Annotated in this window: 17 protein-coding genes; 9 read left to right on the top strand and 8 right to left on the bottom strand. The window is 69.0% G+C overall.

Annotation, left to right across the window (positions count from 1 at the left end):
• Positions 1-793 precede the first annotated feature (793 nt).
• Positions 794-2,815, bottom strand: a complete 2,022-nt coding sequence (gene dnaA, locus G9272_RS22660) for a chromosomal replication initiator protein DnaA (RefSeq protein ID WP_171398267.1) — start codon at positions 2,813-2,815, stop codon at positions 794-796.
• A gap of 377 nt (positions 2,816-3,192) precedes the next feature.
• On the opposite strand from dnaA, the gene rpmH reads away from it, so the two are divergent.
• The 9 genes from rpmH to G9272_RS22615 all read left to right on the top strand — a co-directional run bounded on the left by rpmH (position 3,193) and on the right by G9272_RS22615 (position 10,095).
• The gene (gene rpmH, locus G9272_RS22655) at positions 3,193-3,330 is read left to right on the top strand and encodes a 50S ribosomal protein L34 (RefSeq protein WP_020130646.1); all 138 of its coding nucleotides are present in this window, start codon (positions 3,193-3,195) and stop codon (positions 3,328-3,330) included.
• Positions 3,331-3,351: 21 nt separating this feature from the next.
• Positions 3,352-3,723, top strand: a complete 372-nt coding sequence (gene rnpA, locus G9272_RS22650; RefSeq protein WP_171398266.1) for a ribonuclease P protein component — start codon at positions 3,352-3,354, stop codon at positions 3,721-3,723.
• Positions 3,720-4,079, top strand: coding sequence for a membrane protein insertion efficiency factor YidD (gene yidD / locus G9272_RS22645; protein ID WP_171398265.1), 360 nt, complete (start codon positions 3,720-3,722; stop codon positions 4,077-4,079). Before rnpA ends, yidD begins: the two co-directional genes overlap by 4 nt.
• 3 nt (positions 4,080-4,082) lie before the next feature.
• The gene (yidC, locus tag G9272_RS22640; RefSeq protein ID WP_171398264.1) at positions 4,083-5,366 is read left to right on the top strand and encodes a membrane protein insertase YidC; all 1,284 of its coding nucleotides are present in this window, start codon (positions 4,083-4,085) and stop codon (positions 5,364-5,366) included.
• Between the two features lie 15 nt (positions 5,367-5,381).
• Complete coding sequence (locus tag G9272_RS22635; RefSeq protein ID WP_062644858.1) at positions 5,382-5,894, top strand: protein jag; 513 nt, start codon at positions 5,382-5,384, stop codon at positions 5,892-5,894.
• Positions 5,895-6,012: 118 nt separating this feature from the next.
• Positions 6,013-6,729, top strand: a complete 717-nt coding sequence (rsmG, locus tag G9272_RS22630; protein WP_028806977.1) for a 16S rRNA (guanine(527)-N(7))-methyltransferase RsmG — start codon at positions 6,013-6,015, stop codon at positions 6,727-6,729.
• Between the two features lie 250 nt (positions 6,730-6,979).
• Positions 6,980-8,053: an AAA family ATPase gene (locus tag G9272_RS22625; RefSeq protein WP_171402114.1), complete on the top strand. Its 1,074-nt coding sequence runs from the start codon at positions 6,980-6,982 to the stop codon at positions 8,051-8,053.
• The gene (locus tag G9272_RS22620) at positions 8,050-9,150 is read left to right on the top strand and encodes a ParB/RepB/Spo0J family partition protein (RefSeq protein WP_171398263.1); all 1,101 of its coding nucleotides are present in this window, start codon (positions 8,050-8,052) and stop codon (positions 9,148-9,150) included. Before G9272_RS22625 ends, G9272_RS22620 begins: the two co-directional genes overlap by 4 nt.
• Positions 9,151-9,477: 327 nt before the next feature.
• Positions 9,478-10,095, top strand: coding sequence for a GNAT family N-acetyltransferase (locus G9272_RS22615; protein WP_054242119.1), 618 nt, complete (start codon positions 9,478-9,480; stop codon positions 10,093-10,095).
• A gap of 92 nt (positions 10,096-10,187) precedes the next feature.
• Here G9272_RS22615 and trxA read toward each other — a convergent pair whose 3' ends face one another.
• The 7 genes from trxA to G9272_RS22580 all read right to left on the bottom strand — a co-directional run bounded on the left by trxA (position 10,188) and on the right by G9272_RS22580 (position 19,959).
• Complete coding sequence (gene trxA, locus G9272_RS22610; protein WP_062644855.1) at positions 10,188-10,520, bottom strand: thioredoxin; 333 nt, start codon at positions 10,518-10,520, stop codon at positions 10,188-10,190.
• Positions 10,521-10,566: 46 nt separating this feature from the next.
• A complete protein-coding gene (gene trxB / locus G9272_RS22605) occupies positions 10,567-11,535 on the bottom strand; it encodes a thioredoxin-disulfide reductase (protein WP_057606309.1) in 969 nt (322 codons plus the stop codon).
• A gap of 178 nt (positions 11,536-11,713) precedes the next feature.
• Entirely contained in the window at positions 11,714-12,622 is a 909-nt protein-coding gene (locus tag G9272_RS22600) for a hypothetical protein (protein WP_171398262.1), read from the bottom strand.
• Positions 12,619-13,344 (bottom strand): RNA polymerase sigma factor SigM, encoded by a 726-nt coding sequence (sigM, locus tag G9272_RS22595; RefSeq protein ID WP_171398261.1) that lies wholly within the window; start codon positions 13,342-13,344, stop codon positions 12,619-12,621. The genes G9272_RS22600 and sigM overlap by 4 nt, the downstream gene beginning before the upstream one ends.
• A gap of 28 nt (positions 13,345-13,372) precedes the next feature.
• Positions 13,373-15,088 (bottom strand): protein kinase family protein, encoded by a 1,716-nt coding sequence (locus G9272_RS22590; RefSeq protein ID WP_171398260.1) that lies wholly within the window; start codon positions 15,086-15,088, stop codon positions 13,373-13,375.
• A gap of 138 nt (positions 15,089-15,226) precedes the next feature.
• Positions 15,227-17,500: a murein biosynthesis integral membrane protein MurJ gene (gene murJ / locus G9272_RS22585; RefSeq protein ID WP_171398259.1), complete on the bottom strand. Its 2,274-nt coding sequence runs from the start codon at positions 17,498-17,500 to the stop codon at positions 15,227-15,229.
• A gap of 44 nt (positions 17,501-17,544) precedes the next feature.
• Positions 17,545-19,959, bottom strand: a complete 2,415-nt coding sequence (locus G9272_RS22580; RefSeq protein ID WP_171398258.1) for a DUF6049 family protein — start codon at positions 19,957-19,959, stop codon at positions 17,545-17,547.
• Positions 19,960-20,188: the final 229 nt, after the last annotated feature.

The following is a 20,188-nucleotide window of genomic DNA, read 5'->3' as shown; positions in this document are numbered from 1 at the left end:
CTCGGTGAGGAGGCGCGTCGGGTTGCCGAACAGTGGACAGACATGTGGAGAAGCCGGTGATCGCTGGGGACAACGGGCCTCAGCCTGTGGGTTGCCGGTGGACAACTTCGTGCACAGCCTGTGGATCATTTTTTTGTCCACAGCCTGTGGAGATCCTTCGTCCACGAATCCACAGCCAGGTGACCTGGTCCGATGGTCCCGCACCGGGAGCGCCTGTGGACACAGTCTGGACAACTTCCCAGTCCCCAGGGTGTGGACGGGAAAAAGTCACCGAATCTGTGGAGAGTGGCCGTAACCCGGCCGGTAATCGAACAACGGGTGAGCGGTGGACGACCGTTGGCGGGCGAGGTTCGGCCCGGGTTCGGTGCCGGTTCGCTGCCGTTCGGCGCGCGATCGGCCTCGGATCGGCCTCGGATCGGCCTGGATCGGCCTGGATCGGCCTGGATCGGCCTGGATCGGCCTGGATCGGCCTGGATCAGCCCGGGACCAAGCCCTGGATCGGCCTGGAATCGGCCCGGCACAGCCCAGGATCAAGCCCGGGTCCGGCCGCTGTCGGGCCCGCGCGCCCGGCCCGTCCCGCGTCCGGCCCGTCCCGCGTCCGGCCCGTCCCCGTCCCGCGTCCGGCCCGTCCCCGGCCCGTCCCCGGCCCGTCCCGCGTCCGGCCCGCGTCCGGGCCCGTCCCGCGCCCGCCCCGCGCCCGGGCCCGTGGGTGGCCCCGGAACGACGGAGGGCGCCCCCGGATTTCCCTCCGGGGGCGCCCTCAGCGACGTCTGGGACGCGTTTCGCGGTGCCGTCAGCCGTTCTTGATGCGGTTGGTCAGCTCGGTCACCTGGTTGTAGATGGAGCGCCGCTCGGCCATCAGATTGCGGATCTTGCGGTCCGCGTGCATGACCGTCGTGTGGTCACGGCCGCCGAACAGCGCGCCGATCTTCGGCAGCGAAAGGTCCGTCAGCTCGCGGCACAGGTACATGGCGATCTGCCGGGCCGTCACCAGCGCGCGCCCGCGCGAGGTGCCGCACAGGTCCTCGACCGTCAGCCCGAAGTAGTCGGCGGTGGCGCCCATGATGGCCGTCGAGGTGATCTCGGGGGCGGAGTCCTCGCCACCGGGGATCAGGTCCTTCAGGACGATCTCCGTCAGGCCCAGGTCCACCGGCTGCCGGTTGAGCGACGCGAACGCCGTCACCCGGATCAGCGCGCCCTCCAGCTCGCGGATGTTGCGCGAGATCCGGGACGCGATGAACTCCAGCACCTCCGGCGGCGCGTTCAGCTGCTCCTGGACCGCCTTCTTGCGGAGGATCGCGATCCGCGTCTCCAGCTCGGGCGGCTGGACATCGGTGATCAGGCCCCACTCGAAACGGTTCCGCAGCCGGTCCTCCAGCGTCACCAGCTGTTTCGGCGGCCGGTCGCTGGACAGCACGATCTGCTTGTTCGCGTTGTGGAGCGTGTTGAAGGTGTGGAAGAACTCCTCCTGCGTCGACTCCTTGTCCGCGAGGAACTGGATGTCGTCGACGAGCAGGATGTCCATCTCGCGGTACCGCTTGCGGAAGCTGTCGCCCTTGCCGTCGCGGATGGAGTTGATGAACTCGTTGGTGAACTCCTCGGAGCTCACGTACCGCACACGTGTGCCCGGGTAGAGGCTCCGCGCGTAGTGCCCGATGGCGTGCAGCAGGTGTGTCTTGCCGAGGCCCGACTCCCCGTAGATGAACAGGGGGTTGTAGGCCTTCGCGGGTGCCTCGGCGACGGCGACGGCGGCCGCGTGCGCGAACCGGTTGGAGGCGCCGATGACGAACGTGTCGAAGAGGTACTTCGGGTTCAGACGCGCGGTCGGCTCACCGGGGCCGGGCGTCGGCGAGGACTGCTTGGCCGGCTGCCCGGGCGCGCCGGCGCCGGGCTGGCCGGGACCGGCCGGGCCGCCGCGGTGCGGATGACCGGGACCGGCCGACGGGTCGGACAGCTCACGCCGGCCGGTGTCGCGCTGGTCGTAGTCGGAGCGCGACTGCTCGTACTCCGAGCGCTTCTGTCCGTACGGCGAGGGATCGTACGGCGGCCGCTCCATCGACTGGGGACGGTAGTCCTGCGACGGCGGACCGTAGGAGTCCTGCTGCGGCGGGGCGCCGTACGGGGCCTGGGACGCGGGCCCGCCGTACGTGTCCTGCGACGAGGGCGACGCGTAGGGGTCACGCTCCGGGAAGCCGAGCCGCTGCTGCTGCCAGCTGTGCTCGTCCTGCTGGGGCCGCGGCCAGGCGCCGGGCTCCGGGCGCTGGTATTCCGACGGGTACGCGGGCCGCGCGGTGGGCAACTGGTCCGGGCGCGAGTTGGGGAGCTGGTCGCCCGGCGTCGGGGGCAGCTGCTCGGCGCGGTGCCGGCCGTAGCCCTCGTACTGGCTTTCGTACGGCTTGTCGTAGCCGGAGTCGTACCGGCCGTCCCCCTGACCTTCGTACCGGCTGTCCTGCCCGTCGTAGGGGCCGGCCGGGAGCTCGGTCTCCTCGTAGCGCGACTGTTGCTGCGTGGGGGGTCCCGGCGGGGCCGGGGGCTCGCCGGCCGAGTCGTCGACGGTGATCGCGATACGGATCGGCCGCCCGCACTCGCGGCTCAGCGTCTCGCTGACGATCGGGGCGAGGCGGCCTTCGAGGACGCCCTTCGCGAACTCGTTCGGTACGGCGAGCAGGGCGGTGTCGGCGACCAGCGCGAGCGGCTGGCAGCGCCGGATCCAGTGCTCGTCCTTCACCTCGACGCCCTGGCCGCGGCCCTCCCCGAGGAGCTGCTCCAGTACTCGTGGCCACACTGCGGCAAGATCGGCAGGCACGTCAGCCACAGGGCACGCTCTCTCGTGGGTCCCACGAACGTGTGGTTGTGGGACGGTCGGGATTCATATCGGGTGGGGGCAGGGACAAAGGAACGAATCGGAGTTCAGCCACGGTAGTCAGGCCGACGGGTGCGGTTCAAGTTGTTGTCCCCAGCCTGTGGATAGTGTCTCCCGTGACCGCCGGTTTGACCGAATGGCGCAGCCGCGCGTACCGTAACCAGGTCGAGTTGTCGATGGCTGCTGCCGCCTGCCTCCGATGGGCACAGATCACGTCAGGTGATCGGGAAGCGGTGCACTCGGGCGTTTAACCGCGAGCTACCTCGTGGGCGCACGGTGACAGCCAGGACGGCACCCCGCCACCACCGATTGATTTCTGGAGCCCCCGAGTGAGCAAGCGCACCTTCCAGCCGAACAACCGTCGTCGCGCCAAGACCCACGGCTTCCGCCTGCGGATGCGCACCCGTGCCGGTCGCGCGATTCTCGCGAACCGCCGCAGCAAGGGTCGCACCAACCTGTCCGCCTGAGCCTGATCAGGTCATGACGTCGTGCTGCCTACCGAGCATCGGCTGAGGCGGCGCGAGGACTTCGCGGCCGCCGTACGACGAGGTCGTCGGGCCGGCCGCCCGACCCTCGTGGTCCATCTTCGAAGCGGTGCCACGGACCCGCACGCGCCTGGGGAGAGCGCTCCCCCGACGCGTGCGGGTTTCGTCGTGAGCAAGGCCGTGGGCGGCGCGGTCGTACGCAACAAGGTGAAGCGCAGACTGCGTCATCTGATGCGCGACCGAGTCACCCTGTTCCCCCCCGGTAGCCTGGTAGTCGTACGGGCGTTGCCCGGGGCGGGCGACGCCGACCACGCACAGCTGGCCCAAGACCTGGATGCCGCCCTTCAACGGCTACTGGGAGGGGGCGCGCGATGAAGTACCCGCTGCTGGCTCTGATCAAGCTCTACCAGTGGACGATCAGTCCGCTGCTCGGGCCGGTGTGCAAGTACTACCCGTCGTGCTCCCACTACGGCTTCACGGCCATCGACCGGCACGGCGCGATCAAGGGAACGGCACTTACCGCCTGGCGGATCCTGCGGTGCAATCCGTGGTCGCTCGGTGGCGTGGACCATGTTCCGCCGCGCAAGCGCCCGCGGTGGCACGAAATGTTGCGTGACGCCTGGCGTGCACGCAGGGGCGGGACCTCCGCCGCCGAAACGGCCACCGAAGAGAATCTTCCTTCTCCTTCGAGCCCGGCCGCAGAGACACCGTCCCATGCCCAAGGAGCATGATTAGTGGACACGATTGCCAGCCTCTTCAGCTTCATCACGACACCTGTCTCCTGGGTCATCGTCCAGTTCCACAAGGTGTACGGGGCCATCTTCGGCCCTGACACCGGGTGGGCCTGGGGCCTGTCGATCGTGTCCCTGGTGATTCTGATCCGTATCTGCCTGATCCCGCTCTTCGTGAAGCAGATCAAGGCGACGCGGGCCATGCAGACGCTCCAGCCTGAGATGAAGAAGATCCAGGAGCGCTACAAGAACGACAAGCAGCGTCAGTCCGAAGAGATGATGAAGCTGTACAAGGAGACGGGCACCAACCCGCTCTCCTCGTGCCTTCCCATCCTGGCGCAGTCTCCATTCTTCTTCGCCCTGTACCACGTGCTCAACGGCATCGCCAACGGCGACACCATTGGCGTGATCAACGACAGCCTTCTGGAGAGCGCGCAGAAGGCGCACATCTTCGGTGCCCCGTTGGCCGCGAAGTTCACGGACAGCGCCTCGGACCTGGTGTCGTTCGACGCCTCGCTGACCAACGTCCGCATCGTGACCGCGATCATGATCATCATGATGTCGGCGTCGCAGTTCTTCACGCAGCGCCAGCTGATGACGAAGAACGTCGACACCTCGGTGAAGACCCCGTTCATGCAGCAGCAGAAGATGCTGATGTACGTCTTCCCCGTCATGTTCGCCGTCTTCGGCATCAACTTCCCCGTCGGTGTCCTCGTCTACTGGCTGACCACCAACGTGTGGACCATGGGCCAGCAGATGTACGTGATCCGCAACAACCCGACCCCGGGTTCCAAGGCTCAGGCCGCGTACCTGGAGCGCCTGTACAAGCACGTCACGCACCACGGCAAGACCCGCAGCCGCGGCGAGCGGGCCATCGTCAAGGCCATCGTGGCCAAGGGCCGCGAGCGCAACGACGCCGAGCGCAAGTTCATCAACGGTCTGACCAAGGTGGGCTTCGCCGCACAGGCCGACGGCACCGTGATCAAGAGCGAGGCCCAGGCCGCGGCCCAGGCCGAGGACGGCACGCCGACGAGCGCGGCCGCCGCCAAGCGGCAGCAGCCCAAGCGGCAGTCGAAGTCGCAGCGCCAGTCCACGGCCCCGGCGAAGGGTGCCGAGGAGACCATCTCGCTGAGCAAGTCCGACGAGCCGGAGGACGCCAAGCCCTCCGGAGGCGCCGGTACGGCCAAGCAGGCCGCTCCCAAGTCTGGTAGCGGAGGTCGCAGCAAGGCCCAGTCCGGGCAGCGCAAGGGCGGCCCGCAGCGCCCCAAGTCCCCGTCCAAGAAGTAAGAAGGAGCCCATCCCGTGACGGAAGGCACCACCTCCGCCGCCGCCGAGGGTGCAGACACCCTGACCCGCCTGGAGCAAGAGGGCGAGATCGCGGCGGACTACCTCGAGGGTCTGCTGGACATCGCCGATCTCGACGGCGACATCGACATGGACGTCGAGGCCGACCGCGCCTCTGTGTCGATCATCAGCGACGCGGGCACCCGTGACCTGTCGAAGCTGGTCGGCCGGGACGGCGAGGTGTTGGAGGCGCTCCAGGAACTCACGCGCCTGGCCGTGCACCGGGAGACCGGCGACCGCAGTCGGCTGATGCTGGATATCGCGGGCTACCGTGCCCAGAAGCGTGCCGAGCTCTCCGAGCTGGGTGCCAAGGCCGCGGCCGACGCGAAGAACAGCGGTGAGCCGGTCAAGCTGAAGCCGATGACGCCCTTCGAGCGCAAGGTCGTCCACGACGCGGTCAAGGTCGCCGGCCTGCGCAGCGAGTCCGAGGGCGAGGAGCCGCAGCGCTTCGTAGTCGTCCTGCCCAACTGATTCGGTACGTACGTGTCCCCGGCCCCGTCTGTTGTGCAGACGGGGCCGAACTTTGTCAGCCCGGTAGTTCTGGTGGTCGGCGCTCGCAGCGCTGATGCGGTACGGAAGGACGGTCCCCGTGACGGAGGCAGCGGAGCTCCCCCCTGCGCCTGAGGTGGCACGAGAGGTATTCGGCGATCGCTTCGGTGATGCGGTCCGATACGCCGAGCTCCTGGCCGAGGCAGGCGTGCAGCGTGGGCTCATCGGCCCACGCGAGGTACCCCGCCTCTGGGAGAGGCATATGTTGAACTGCGCGGTGCTCTCCGAGGTCGTGCCCGAGGGCGTGACCGTCTGCGACGTCGGTTCGGGCGCCGGACTGCCCGGCATTCCCCTGGCGCTCGTGCGGGAGGATCTGAAGATCACCCTGCTGGAGCCGCTCCTGCGACGGACCAACTTCCTCACCGAAGTCGTCGAGCTCCTCGGCCTGGACCATGTGACGGTCGCGCGTGGACGTGCCGAGGAGGTCATGGGCACGATGCCGCCGGTGCATGTGGTGACCGCCCGTGCGGTGGCGCCTCTGGACCGCCTGGCCACCTGGGGCATCCCGCTGCTGCGTCCTTACGGCGAGATGCTCGCCCTCAAGGGCGACACCGCCGAGGAGGAGCTGAAGAGCGCGTCCACCGCGCTGAGCAAGCTCGGAGCCGTGGGCACCTCGATCCTGCATGTGGGTGAGGGCGTGGTGGACCCGCTGTCCACGGTGGTGCGGGTCGAGGTCGGGGAGAGCCCGGGCGGTGTGAGGTTCGCCGCCAAGCGGGCCAAGGCGGCCCGTACCAGCCGAACGCGTCGGCGCCGCTGAGACGTACTCCACACAAGCTGCCAAACCTACGCATCACGGAGTGTCGCGAGGGATCCGGCCGCCGGGGCTGTGCATCGTGTTTCACGTGAAACGTCGCTCCCTGCTCCACGGCATCATCAGCCGCGGTCGCGCCGCAGCCGAACCGCGCGACCGTAAGCCTCTCGGTTCACTCGATGAGGGACGGGAGTTGTCCACAGAGGTGGATTTCTCCACAGAACAACAGGCCTCACTGGTTCATGACCCCGAAGGCATGGGAGGCTCTGTTCATTGCGAGCCTGAAGTCGAGGAGAGTGAATCCTTGCGGTCCGACGCCAACATCGCGGGACCGATGACCGATCCGGTCCCCGGTCCCCGTACCGAGTCGTTTGGGGAGGATGTTTCACGTGAAACACCGCCTCCCATGGACGACACCCCGATCGGTCGTGCTGCCCAACTCGCGGTGGAGGCTCTGGGCCGCGCCGGCGAGGGCCTGCCACGTCCTGAGCAGACCCGTGTGATCGTCGTCGCCAACCAGAAGGGCGGGGTGGGCAAGACGACGACGACCGTCAACCTTGCTGCGTCCCTGGCCCTGCACGGTGGCCGGGTCCTGGTGGTCGACCTCGACCCCCAGGGCAACGCGTCCACCGCCCTGGGAATCGACCACCACGCCGAGGTTCCGTCCATCTATGACGTGTTGGTCGACAGTCGCCCGCTCGCGGAAGTCGTTCAGCCCGTTCCCGATGTAGAAGGCCTCTTCTGCGCTCCCGCCACGATCGATCTCGCCGGCGCGGAGATCGAGTTGGTGTCCCTGGTGGCACGTGAGAGCCGCCTCCAGCGAGCGATCCAGGCTTACGAGCAGCCGCTGGACTACATTCTCATCGACTGCCCGCCGTCACTCGGCCTGCTGACGGTCAACGCGATGGTGGCCGGTGCCGAGGTCCTCATCCCGATCCAGTGCGAGTACTACGCGCTGGAAGGTCTGGGGCAGTTGCTGCGCAACGTCGACCTGGTGCGGGGACACCTCAATCCCGCCCTGCATGTGTCGACCATTCTGCTCACCATGTACGACGGCCGGACGCGCCTCGCGTCGCAGGTCGCGGAGGAGGTGCGCACCCACTTCGTGGAGGAGGTGCTGCGGACGAGCATTCCTCGCTCGGTCCGTATCTCCGAGGCGCCGAGCTATGGACAGACGGTGCTGACCTACGATCCAGGATCGAGCGGTGCTCTCTCCTACCTTGAGGCAGCACGAGAGCTGGCGCTGAGGGGTGTCGGGGTCAGCTACGACGCGACACACGCCCATATCGGCGCCCAGAACAACGCGAACATGGTGGAGGGCATTCAGTGAGTGAGCGACGGAGGGGGCTGGGCCGCGGTCTTGGTGCACTGATCCCTGCTGCCCCGACGGAGAAGACACCGGCGCAGGCCGCGGTGGGAGGCGGAGGATCCATGTCCCCCGCAGCCGTACCGGTTCTGACGACCGACCGCGGGGTGGCCGCGGCGAAGGTGGCCGCGCTGCTGCCTGTTTCACGTGAAACAGAGGAGCTGTCGGCGAACGGCTCCGTGGAGATGCCCGCGCCGCCCATCGGTGTGCACTTCGCCGAGATTCCCCTCGACCACATCGCGCCGAACCCGCGTCAGCCCCGTGAGGTCTTCGACGAGGACGCGCTGCACGAGCTCATCACCTCCATCAAGGAGGTCGGCCTGCTCCAGCCGGTCGTCGTACGCCAGCTGGGCCCCGCGCGCTACGAGCTCATCATGGGTGAGCGGCGTTTCCGGGCCTGCCGCGAGGCCGGCCTGGAGGCGATCCCGGCGATCGTGCGGGCCACGGACGACGAGAAGCTTCTCCTGGACGCCCTTCTGGAGAACCTCCACCGGGCCCAGCTGAACCCGCTGGAAGAGGCGGCCGCCTACGACCAGTTGCTGAAGGACTTCAACTGCACGCACGACCAGCTGGCGGACCGCATCGGTCGATCCCGCCCGCAGGTCTCCAACACGCTGCGTCTGCTGAAGCTCTCGCCGGCGGTTCAGCGCAGGGTCGCGGCCGGAGTGCTCTCCGCCGGTCACGCCCGGGCACTGCTCTCGGTCGATGACTCGGAGGAGCAGGACCGGCTGGCCCACCGCATCGTGGCTGAGGGACTTTCGGTACGGGCCGTCGAGGAGATCGTGACCCTCATGGGCTCGCGTCCGCAGTCGGCTCAGCGTGCCAAGGGGCCGAGGGCCGGCGGTCGGGTCTCCCCGGCGCTGACCGACCTCGCGACCCGGCTCTCGGACCGCTTCGAAACCCGGGTGAAGGTCGACCTGGGGCAGAAGAAGGGCAAGATCACCGTCGAGTTCGCCTCCATGGAGGACCTGGAGCGCATCCTCGACTCGCTCGCGCCCGGCGAAGGTCCCGTCCTCCAGAAGGGCCTCGTGGACGGCGACGCCGAGGAGTCGGAAGACTGAGCCGCGGCTTGGTCGAGCGGGTGTCGGCCGTGGGACCTGTGAGCGAGCCGTGTCCGGTGTGTCCCGGAACACGGCTCGCTCTTTGCTTTCAGGCGGTATCGATGGAATCGCATCGTGGATACGATGCGATGGGGTTGTGGCGCATCCACCTGGCAGTACCTCGGAGCGGGAGGCGGGGGCCATGCGAACGATGAGCCGGACCGGACTGGTGAGCGCCGGGCTGGGACTGGGCGCGGTCGGCGGCTTCGTCGGCAGCCTGCTCAGGGAACGGAGCGCTCTGACAGCCGCTCGCGATGCTGCGAGCGAAGGAAGCGAGGAACAGCCTTCATGGGGCGTCGGCTCGTACCGCTCACGCTGGACAACCTTCAAGACCTTCCCAAGCGCTGTCGGGCGTGTGTCTTCTGGGAGCTGGACCCCGTCAGCAGCGCGGCCGCGGTAAGGGCGGGTACACCCGCTCTGGAGAAGGAGTCCTGGATCTCCGCTGTCCTGCTGGACTGGGGGTCGTGCGGCCGGGTCGTCTATGTGGACGACGTTCCCGTGGGGTTCGTGCTCTACGCGCCGCCCGCCTACGTTCCCCGCTCGACTGCGTTCCCCACGAGCCCTGTGTCGCCGGACGCCGTGCAGTTGATGACCGCGTTCATCATGCCGGGCTACCAGGGGCAGGGGCTTGGCCGCGTGATGGTCCAGACGGTCGCCAAGGATCTGCTGCGGCGGGGCTTCAAAGCGATCGAGGCGTTCGGCGACGCACGCTGGAAGGAGCCGGCCTGTGTGCTCCCGGCCGACCATCTGCTGGCGGTGGGCTTCAAGACGGTGCGTCCTCATCCCGCTCATCCTCGGATGAGGCTGGAGCTGCGGACCACGCTCTCCTGGAAGGAAGACGTAGAGATGGCGCTCGACCGGTTGCTGGGGGCGGTTCAGAAGGAGCCGGCGCTGCGCCCGCTCTGAAGAGCCCGGTAACGCAATGGGCCAGCCCCTGAGGGGCTGGCCCATTCGTGTTTCACGTGAAACATCAGCCGTCGGCGGGACGGCTCAGCGTGTCACTCGGAGATGAAGGTCTCCAGGTCGCGGACGAGCGCGGCCTTCGGCTTGGCACCGACGATGGTCTTGGCGACCTCGCCACCCTGGTACACATTCAGCGTCGGGATCGACATGACGCCGTACTTGGCGGCCGTACCCGGGTTCTCGTCGATGTTGAGCTTGACGACCTCGATCTTGTCGCCGTGCTCGGCGGCGATGGCCTCGAGCGAGGGGGCGATCTGGCGGCACGGGCCACACCACGCGGCCCAGAAGTCCACCAGGACGGGCTTGTCGCTCTTGAGGACGACCTCTTCGAAGTCGGCGTCGGTCACATTCTTCAGGGTGCCGGCCACAGGGGGCTCCTTAATTCTCGGTGCGGTGCGGTGGGGCGGGAGAGGGTCAGACAGCGGTCTTCTCGGGCTCGGCCTGCTCCTCGTCCGCGAGGGCGGCGAGGTAGCGCTCGGCGTCGAGAGCGGAGGAGCAGCCGGTGCCGGCCGCGGTGATCGCCTGACGGTAGGTGTGGTCGACCACGTCGCCGGCGGCGAAGACACCGGTCAGGTTCGTCCGGGTGGAGGGCGCGGCGACCTTCAGGTAGCCCTCCTCGTCCAGGTCGAGCTGACCCTTGAAGAGCTCGGTGCGCGGGTCGTGGCCGATCGCGATGAAGAGGCCGGTCACCGGGAGGTCCGAGAGCTCGCCCGTCTTGAGGTTGCGCAGCTTCAGCCCGGCCAGCTTCGGGTCACCCTGGATCTCGGCGACCTCGCTGTCCCAGACGAACTTGATCTTCGGGTCGGCGAAGGCGCGCTCCTGCATCGCCTTGGAGGCGCGCAGGGTGTCCCGGCGGTGGACGATCGTCACGGACTTGGCGAAGCGGGAGAGGAAGGTGGCTTCCTCCATCGCGGTGTCGCCGCCGCCGATCACGGCGATGTCCTGGTCCTTGAAGAAGAAGCCGTCACAGGTGGCGCACCAGGAGACACCGCGGCCGGAGAGGGCGTCCTCGTTCGGCAGGCCGAGCTTGCGGTGCTGGGAGCCGGTGGTCACGATGACGGCCTTGGCCCGGTGGATCGTGCCCGCGGTGTCCGTGACGGTCTTGATCTCACCCGTGAGGTCGACGGAGACGATGTCGTCGGGGATCAGCTCGGCACCGAAGCGCTCGGCCTGGGCACGCATGTTGTCCATGAGCTCGGGGCCCATGATGCCGTCCTGGAAGCCGGGGAAGTTCTCCACCTCGGTGGTGTTCATCAGAGCGCCGCCCGCGGTGACGGCGCCTTCGAACACGAGCGGCTTCAGCGACGCGCGCGCGGTGTACAGCGCCGCGGTGTAGCCGGCGGGCCCGGAGCCGATGATGATCACGTTACGGACGTCGCTCACGGATTGTTTCCTCGTCTCTGGACTGCATCGGTTGAGCGGTGGGAGCCACTTGAACTCTCACCCCACCCAACGGATCCTAAGGGGCGTGCATTCCCGGTGTGTCCGGGCACACGGAGGGACCACACCGTAGGGGATGACAGGGGGGACACGGCGCAGCAGCGAGACGGGACATCGGTCGTCAGCGACGCGTGTAGGAGTTCGTCAGCAGAACCTTCGCCGGACTCGACGCCGGATGATCCACACAGGTCTTGTCCATGATGTAGGCGTCGATCCGCGTGCTGTCGGAAGCGTCCGGCAGCACGACGAGCAGGGCGTCCGTCCCCTGGTACGTGCCTTCTTCGATGGCGAGCGCCGCATCGCTGCGGCCGATGCCCTGCTGTACACACGGAGGCACCACGGGCTGCCGGAGGATCTTCGGTGACTCATCACCGGGTGATGCGGCGTCGGATGTTCCTTGGATGCCCAGGCTGTGCGAGCCACGGGAGTCCGCGGCCTTGGCGAGGAGATCGGTGACCTGCCCCTCCAGCCCGCTCGCGGAGAAGGTGTCCGGCCCGGTCGACTGATGAGTCGAAGTGCCCGGCCCCCCGCCGTCCGTGAGCGACGACACCAGAACGGAACCGAGTCCCAGCGCCGCGACGGTGAGGACCGCTCCCAGGACAGCGATCTTGCGGCGGCCGCCCCGCTTGCGGTCCTTGCGGCCCGGGCCGGTGGTGGTGGCGCGGGCGCGTCCGGCCGGTCGGTCCGTCGCTGTTTCACGTGAAACATGGAGCGCGTCGGCGTCGGTCGTGACCACACCGATCGCCGACGAGGCGCCTGCGTTCTCCGGCGCCGTGGCGTTCAGCAGCGCCTCGGCGGCGAGTGCGGCATCGATGCGGTGGGTGACGTCGTCCGGCATCCGCGGCGGGCCGGGGAGGGTGCCCAGAAGGCCACGGATCTCCTCGAGCGACGTATGGACGTCCGCGCAGAGCTCGCAGGCGTCCAGATGCCGACGTACGTCGGCGCTCCGGGAGGGAGCCAGCAGGCCCTCGGTGAGGTCGGAGATCTCCGCGACGTCCGGGTGCCCGGTCGTGTCCGTCGTCGAGGTCACGCTCGCCCACCTCCGCCCTTCACAGCAGCTGAATCGCCTGTCCCGGCATTGCCCGGCCCCTCGTCCCGAGGTTCCGCTGCCGGTGGGACGGATGTCCCCTGCGCCCGGTTCCGTCCTGTGCCGTTTTCTCTGTCGCCGCCGGTGCCGTCCGGCCGCAGATGAGTGAGGAGCGGCAGGAGTCTGGCTCTGCCCCGGGCGCAGCGGCTCTTCACCGTTCCGGTCGGCACGTCGAGCACACGGGCGGCCTCGGCGACCGGGTAGCCCTGCATGTCCACGAGGACGAGGGCGGCTCGCTGGTCGGGAGGGAGGGTGCCGAGCGCTTCGAGGAGCTGGCGGTGCAGGTCGTTGCGTTCGGCGGGCGCGGACGCCGACTCGTGCGGCTCGAGCAGCTGCTCCAGTCGCTCGGTGTCGTCGACCGGTGAGGTCTTGCGGGAAGCCGCTTTGCGGGCGCGGTCCAGACAGGCGTTCACCGTGATGCGGTGCAGCCAGGTCGTGACGGCGGACTGGCCGCGGAAGGTGTGGGCAGCCCGGTAGGCGGACACGAGGGCGTCCTGGACGGCGTCAGCGGCCTCCTCGCGGTCTCCCAGCGTGCGCAGGGCCACCGCCCAGAGTCGGTCGCGGTGACGCCGTACGAGCTCACCGAAGGCGTCGGGGTCGCCCTCTACGTGGCGGGTGAGGAGGTCCTGGTCGCTCGCTCCGTCATATCCGGCGCCTTCCGCCATCGGACCTCCTCCCCCCTTCGGTGAGACGTCAGCCCGTGAACTTCACGTCGGTGATGGCCTGCTTGTAACCGGACTCGCTGTATTGGTCGCCCGACGCGAGCGGCGCGGCGGTGATCCATACGAGAACGTACCGCGTCTTCACCGGTGTCTTGGCGGAGATCTTCAGTTCCTGTCCGGACGTCTTGGCGTCGGCGATCTTCGTCATGGACGTGAGGGGTGCCGACGACGAGAGCGAATCGGCCGCGTACAGGCTCGCGGCGGTGTAGTTGCCGCCGTAGCGAAGCCCTATCGAGGCTGCCGAGACGCTCTGTTCGGAGCCGAGGTCGTAGACGATGCCCACGCCCTTCTTGAACGGTGCGAGTACGGGCCCGTCGTCGAAGGAGTACGACCGCCAGTACGTGGAGCTGTCGTTGTCGTAGGTCAGCTTCGCGTCGTCGGGGTGCTGGGCCTTGCCGTCCGGGTAGTACTCGGCGGCATCGTGGATCTTGAGCGTCGTGACCGGCTTGGGTGCGGTGCTGTTCTTGTCGCCCTCGTCCGTCGTCTGGGTCTGGTTCGGGTCGTCGGACTGGCCCTGGTCCATCAGAGCGTCCGCCAGCTGCCAGCTGCCCAGGCCGAGGGCGGCGATGAGGAGGGCGGAGACCGCCCACTTCAGCGCCTTGCCGGTGCGGCTCTGGAGCGGGGGCAGCGGCGTCGGCACCTGCTGGGTGACACCCGGGTGCGGCGCGGGACGGCCGTAGGTGCCCTGCTGGTACGTCGTGCGTTGGTACTCGGGCGGCGCGGTGAACGCGGGCTCGGGCGGGCGGATGCGGGGCATCTCCCCGATCGCCTTCACCAGCTCCTCCGGCGTCGTGCAGGCAGCCTCGTGCCGGGAGGCGGTCGCGCCGTCGTTGACGAGGGCGCGCATCGACAGCTCCGACAGGCCCCGGTGGACGCCGGCGCGCACCTGGTCGGGGGCGATCAGACCGATGTCCTTGGGCAGCCCCGAGAGGCCGTAGGCGTCGTTCTCGTACGGCCAGCGCTGGGTGAGCGCCGCGTACAGCAGGGCGCCGATCGCCTCGGTGTCGGTGCGCTGAGGGGTGTCGGTGGTGACACCGCGCAGCGCGGCGTTCACCGCGAGGCCGCGGATGCGCCACTGGCCCGAGGAGGTGCGCAGCACGGCATTGGGGTTCAGACGCAGATGCGCCAGGCCTTCGCGGTGGGCGGCGGCCATGGCGGAGGCGATCTGACTCACCATCTGGTAAGCGTCGTGCGGCTCCAGCGGGCCGGCCGCGAGCAATGCGGTCAGCTCGGTGGCGTCGGGCAGCCACTCATGGACCACGTAGACGAGGTCGTTCTCCTCGACGGCGTCCAGTACTTGGACGAAGCGGGGATCTCCGAGCAGGGCGGAGGAGCGGGCCGCTGCCAGCACCGAACGGGCCCGGGTGTGATCCGCGGGCAGGATGTGGACGCCCACGGCACGACGGAGTTTCTCGTCGACCGCACGCCAACTGCTGAAACCGTCCAGACGGGTGACGCACTCTTCGAGGCGATAGCGCCTGGCGAGCTTGTGACCGCTGTGCAGTTCTGGCGGTGAGGCCTTTCCGGGACGCTCCGCCCCGCCGCTCCCCTGTGCCTCGTCGCTGTCCGTGTCCTGCTCCCGGTTCTTGACCACCCCGTCGGCCGTGGACTGGTCCGCTTGTGCGGTCAGCGGCTTGTCACCGCTGTTGTCTGCCACGTCGACGGCAGCTGTGCTCCGTTCCGCCACCGTCGTTCCTGCCTCCCCATTCAGTGCGCGCCGTGCGACCTCGTGCGCGCCGTACGACGCCGAACCCAATTGTGCCCACAGTCCGCCGCTATGCACGACACGCGGCGGCGAACGATGGTTGTGCGCCTACCCCCTGACTCAGCGACCCAGGCGTCCGCGGACCATGCCGACGAGCGAATTGAGCTCCTCGATGCGCATGCGGCGGGCGGCGACGAAGAAGATGCCGAACAACAGGACCCCGCCGGCCAGCAGTGCGGCGAAGGAACCCAGGACGCCCTGGCCCAGGCTGTGGCCGATGGCGTAGCAGGCCGCGCCGCTGATCAGGGCCGCCGGAACGGAGGCGATGCACAGTCGGGCGTAGGTCCGCAGGACATGGGAACCGTCGAGGTCGCCGCCGAGCCGCTTGCGCAGCCTGTTCCAGGCGACGCCGACGCCGATCGCGTATGCCAGGCCGTAGGAGGCCGCCATGCCGACCACGGCCCAGCGGGCGGGGAGGACGAAGTAACAGATCGCCGAGGCGCTCGCGTTGACCGCGGCCACGATGACGGTGTTGTAGAAGGGGGTCCGGGTGTCCTCGTAGGCGTAGAAGGCGCGCAGGACGACGTACTGCACGGAGTAGGGGATCAGGCCGAGGCCGAAGGCCATCAGCATGAAGCCCATGTTCGTGGCCTCGCTGGTGCCGGAGGAGCCGAAGATCAGCGTGCACATCGGGATGCCGAGTGCGAGGAAGCCGAAGGCGATCGGGACGATCGCGACGGCCGTCGTGCGCAGGCCCTGGGAGATGTCGTCGCGGACCGCGCCGGCGTCGCCCTCGGCCGCCGAGCGGGAGATGCGGGGCAGCAGCGCGGCCATCAGGGAGACGGTGATGATGGCCTGCGGCAGTCCCCAGATCAGCTGGGCGTTGGCGTAGGCGGAGAAGCCGGTGCCGTCGACCGGCGAGTCCTTGCCCGCCGACGTGGACAGCTGGGTGACGACGAGCGCGCCTGCCTGGTTGGCCAGGACGAACAGAACGGTCCACTTGGCGAGGGTCGCCGCCTTGCCGAGGCCGTGGCCCTTCCAGTCGAAGCGCAGCCGCAGCCGGAAACCGGTCTCGCGCAGGTACGGGATCATGGCGAGGGCCTGCACGACGAGGCCGAGCAGGACCCCGATGCCGAGGAGTCGCTCGCCCTCCGGCGGGATGGTCGTGACCTTCATGCCGGAGTCGGCGGCGGTGCCGTAGACCCAGATGAACATGCCCAGCGTCACGATGATGACGATGTTGTTGAGGACCGGCGTCCACATCATCGCGCCGAACTTGCCGCGCGCGTTGAGGATCTGCCCCATCACCACATGGACGCCCATGAAGAAGATCGAGGGCAGGAAGTAGCGGACGAAGGTGATGCCGACCTCGTTGGCCGCCGGGTCGCTGGCGACCGAGTCGGACAGGAGGCGGATCAGGACGGGCGCCGCGGCGACCGAGGCGACCGTGAGCAGGCCGAGCGCCACCATGACCAGCGTGAGCAAACGGTTGGCGAACGCCTCGCCGCCGTCCTCGTCCTCCTTCATGGCCCGCACGAGCTGCGGCACGAAGACCGAGTTGAGGCCGCCGCCGACGGTCAGGATGTAGATCATCGTGGGCAGCTGATAGGCGACCTGGAAAGTGTCGCCGAGCAGACCGACGCCCAGCGCCGAGACGATCAGCGCGGAGCGGACGAAGCCGGTGAGGCGGGACACCATCGTGCCCGCCGCCATGACGGCGCTGGACTTCAGCAGGCCACCGGCGCGTCCGCCCTTCTTGGCGGCAGGGGCGGCCGCGGCGGGGGGCGCGGCCGGCGTGGCGGTGAGGTTCATGGTCTGGTCCGTCGCGGACGACGCCGCCACCGGAGCCTGGTACGCCGGTACCGCTCCCTGCCCGCCCGGAGCGCTCGCCGGGCCGGGCACCGACGGGGACTCCGCGGAGTGGGCGCCGCCCTGCTGCTGGTCCCGGAAGAGGTGGGCGAAGGCGTCGGGCTGGTGCTGCTCCTCGCTGGAATGCGTCACCAGGTCGTCCACGCCCACGAACTGCGTCGTACGGGGGTCGTCGCCGTACGGCAGGTACTGGGTGGGGCCCTCCGGCTCGGGCGCCGGGGTCTGGGCCCACACATGCGGGTCGGGTGCGTACGGGGACTGCGGGGGCCGGCCGTACAGCGGCTGCTGCGGCTGGTGCATGCCCGGCGGCGGCGGGGGGTGCGCGGCACGGTCGTAGAGCGCCTCGGCGACCGGGTCCTGCGCGGTGAGGTCCTGGGCCCGGTAGGGGTCCTGGTCGTAGGCGTCCTGGAGGTACATGTCCGCCGGGTGCTGCGGCGGCACCTGGCCATGCTCGGGCGGCGGGCCCTCGGGGTGGCCCGAGCCGCCCGCGGCCTGGCCGCGGTCACCGTCGTACGGCGCGTTCATGGTTACCCCACCTCATCGTCCCGGGCCCACCGGCCACGACATCCTCAACGGTCCACTCTCTCACCCGTGCCGGACGGGTCGGTGCTTTCCACTGCGGTGTCCGGTGTCTCGTCACTCGGCTGCTCCGGGTCGGCTGCCCCTGCTCGGCCGCCGGACTCTTTTTCGGGACGGTTCTCGCGGTCCCCGGCGTTCTCCGGGCCGTCGGCGGGCTCGCCCGCCTCGTCGGCACGGTCCTCGCCGTCTTCTTCGGTCTCGTCGGTCTCTTGTGCTTCCCGGGCCGCGGCACGCTTGCGCTGGGTGTACATGCGGAAGCCGGCCAGCACGAGCAGCAGGACGCCGCCGCCGATGACCAGCATCACCGTGGCTGTGATCTCGGTGACCCGCACGTCGAAGGCGACCTCTTCGCCGTACTTCTGGCCGTCCTCGGTGTACAGCTGGGCGACCACCGTCGTCTGGCCGTTGACCTTGGCGGACGTGGTGAACTTCACCGTCGTGGTGTGCCCGCCGGAGACCGTCACCCTCTGCTCGGCGTAGGCCTCGTCGGAGATCTCGAGACGGGTCGGGTTCTTCGAGGTGAGCCGCAGGACCAGGTGGTCGACGCCCTGCACCAGGTTGTTCTGCACGGTCACCGGGATCGTGGCGCTTCGCCCGGAGAGCTTGGTCTCCGACTTGTCGATCAGCTTGACCTGGCCGGTGAGGGTGTCGAGGTAGGCCTGCACACCCTGGCGGAACGAGCCGGCGGCGGTGCTCCGGCCCCGCCAGGACGTGGACATTTCACGGTTCATGGCCCGCCCGAAGGGGGTCACCACCCGGGCCTCGTTGGCGAGGATCACCTTGAAGTTGTCGAGTTTGTCCTGCGTGTACGCGATCTGCTCGAAAGCCGACCGGGGCAGCTCCTGCTTGCGCAGCGAGGAGGGGTACGCCGAGCTCGACGGCACCTTCGTGGTGGCGCCCGGGTCGGGCTTGGCCTTGGCGGCCGCCGCGAGCTGCTGGGACTGCGACCAGGTACCGCCCTGGAGCGTGGTGACGGCTTCCGCCAGTGACCGGGCCTGGCTCGCGGTCGGCATGCGCTGCGGGGCGACGACGACGCTGCGCTGCTTGCCCGTCTGTAGGTTCAGGGCCAGGCTCTGCGCGAGGAACTCCTGCACGGTGAGCGTGGCCGTGGAGGCCTTCGTCAGATCGCCCTTGAACGCCGTCGACAGCCGCTCGTCCGCGACCACCGCCGTGGTGCCGCCGCCGATGGGCCGGGCCGCGGAGGGGGTGTAGGTGAGATCGCCGTTCTCCGTCAGGCTGTCGCTGCGCGCGATCACCTTGTCGGCGCCTGCCGAGGTGGCGACCTTGACGATCGACGGGTCGACGGCGCCGTCCACCGGCCAGGCGAAGTCGGTGTTCGGGGTCACATGGAGCACGGTCTCCACGGTGGTGGCGGCGACGTCGGTGGCCGCCTTGAGCTGGCTCAGCGAGCCGGCGACTCCGGTGCCGTTGTGGGCGAGCGAGGCCAGGTCGGGATCGGCGAAGGGCAGCGCCACGACCTCCTTGCCGAGCACCGCGTCCTGGAGGTCGTCGAGCCACTGTTTGGCGACCGCCTGGTGGGTGCCGGCCGTGGTGGTGTCCCCGTCGCCCCGGACCCGGTAGCTGCCGGTCATGGCGTCGACGGACGCCAGCAGGTCCGGGTCGATCACCCAGGTGACGTCGAGCTCCTTGCCCAGGCTCAGGAGCTGCTCCAGGCGGCCGCCGGGCGAGAGCTCCTTGGCCAGGTCGTCATTGAGGAAGACCGGCGTCTGCTGCGCGTTCGATCCGGTCTCCGCCGACATGTGGACGGTGGAGACCAGCGGCCACAGCACCGTCGTCCTGGTCGGAGTGTCCGCCTCCTCGGGCTGCCACGGCAGGAAGGTCCGCTGGACGCCCAGCACCTGCTCCCACGGCTGCGCGGACGTCTCGCCCTCGAGGGAGACCCCGAGCGGGTAGACGCCGTCTTCGTCCAGGTCGAGCTTGTCGACCGGGACGGAGATGCTGAAGTGCTCGGCCACGCCCGGTGTGAGCTTGGCGAACTCGGTTACGTACTTGCCGCCCACCTCGGAGCCGTCGTTGCCGGAGAGGGCGTCCGCGCTCTTGGCCGCACTGTCGATCGCCGAGCGGGTGGTGAGCGCGGAACCCACTCGCAGACCCACGTGGGCGTCGGTGACCGACTGCTTGCCGTTGTTGGTGACCGTGCCGGAGACCGTCAGGGTGTCCCCGTCTCTGGGAGCGGCGGGGCTGAGCGAGTCGACGGTGACAGCCACCGTGCCGGCGTCGGAGGCCTCCTTGGCGGAGGTCTGGCCGACGGCCTGCGCGGGGGCGGCGGGCAGCTGGAGCAGACCGGCCAGCAGGGGCGCCCCGGCGAGCAGTGCGCCGGTGCGCCGCAGCCACCGGCGGGCAGGTGAGGGAGTCATCCCCGGAAAGTCTGCCGCCTCGGCCACGCGTTCGCCGTCCCTCGTCGTCGTCAGTGGTCGTCGGAATGTGCGTCCACGCATGGTAACGATGCGCGCTGAGGGGAAGTGCCGCGGACTGCTCCACAAGATCGTGGAAGCCGGTCGGATCGTCCTCCATCTATGCATATGAGAGAGAGTGTCCGTGTAGACGTTAAGAGCCTTCCTTGCACCTGTATCGGGAGTGATGTCCGCGTACCCCAAATCGGGGCGCCCCCGG

The sequence above is a fragment of the Streptomyces asoensis genome, from assembly GCF_013085465.1.
Taxonomy (GTDB): Bacteria; Actinomycetota; Actinomycetes; order Streptomycetales; family Streptomycetaceae; genus Streptomyces; species Streptomyces cacaoi_A.
Note: the sequence above shows the minus strand (reverse complement) of the source record. Positions and strands in the feature narration are given on the sequence as shown.

Excerpts from the sequence above, each read along its gene's own strand:
- G9272_RS22625 (WP_171402114.1), top strand. The coding sequence starts at position 6,980 with ATGGGAGGCTCTGTTCATTGCGAGCCTGAAGTCGAGGAGAGTGAATCC.
- yidD (WP_171398265.1), top strand. The coding sequence starts at position 3,720 with ATGAAGTACCCGCTGCTGGCTCTGATCAAGCTCTACCAGTGGACGATC.
- murJ (WP_171398259.1), bottom strand. The coding sequence starts at position 17,500 with ATGAACGCGCCGTACGACGGTGACCGCGGCCAGGCCGCGGGCGGCTCG.
- G9272_RS22615 (WP_054242119.1), top strand. The coding sequence starts at position 9,478 with ATGGGGCGTCGGCTCGTACCGCTCACGCTGGACAACCTTCAAGACCTT.
- sigM (WP_171398261.1), bottom strand. The coding sequence starts at position 13,344 with ATGGCGGAAGGCGCCGGATATGACGGAGCGAGCGACCAGGACCTCCTC.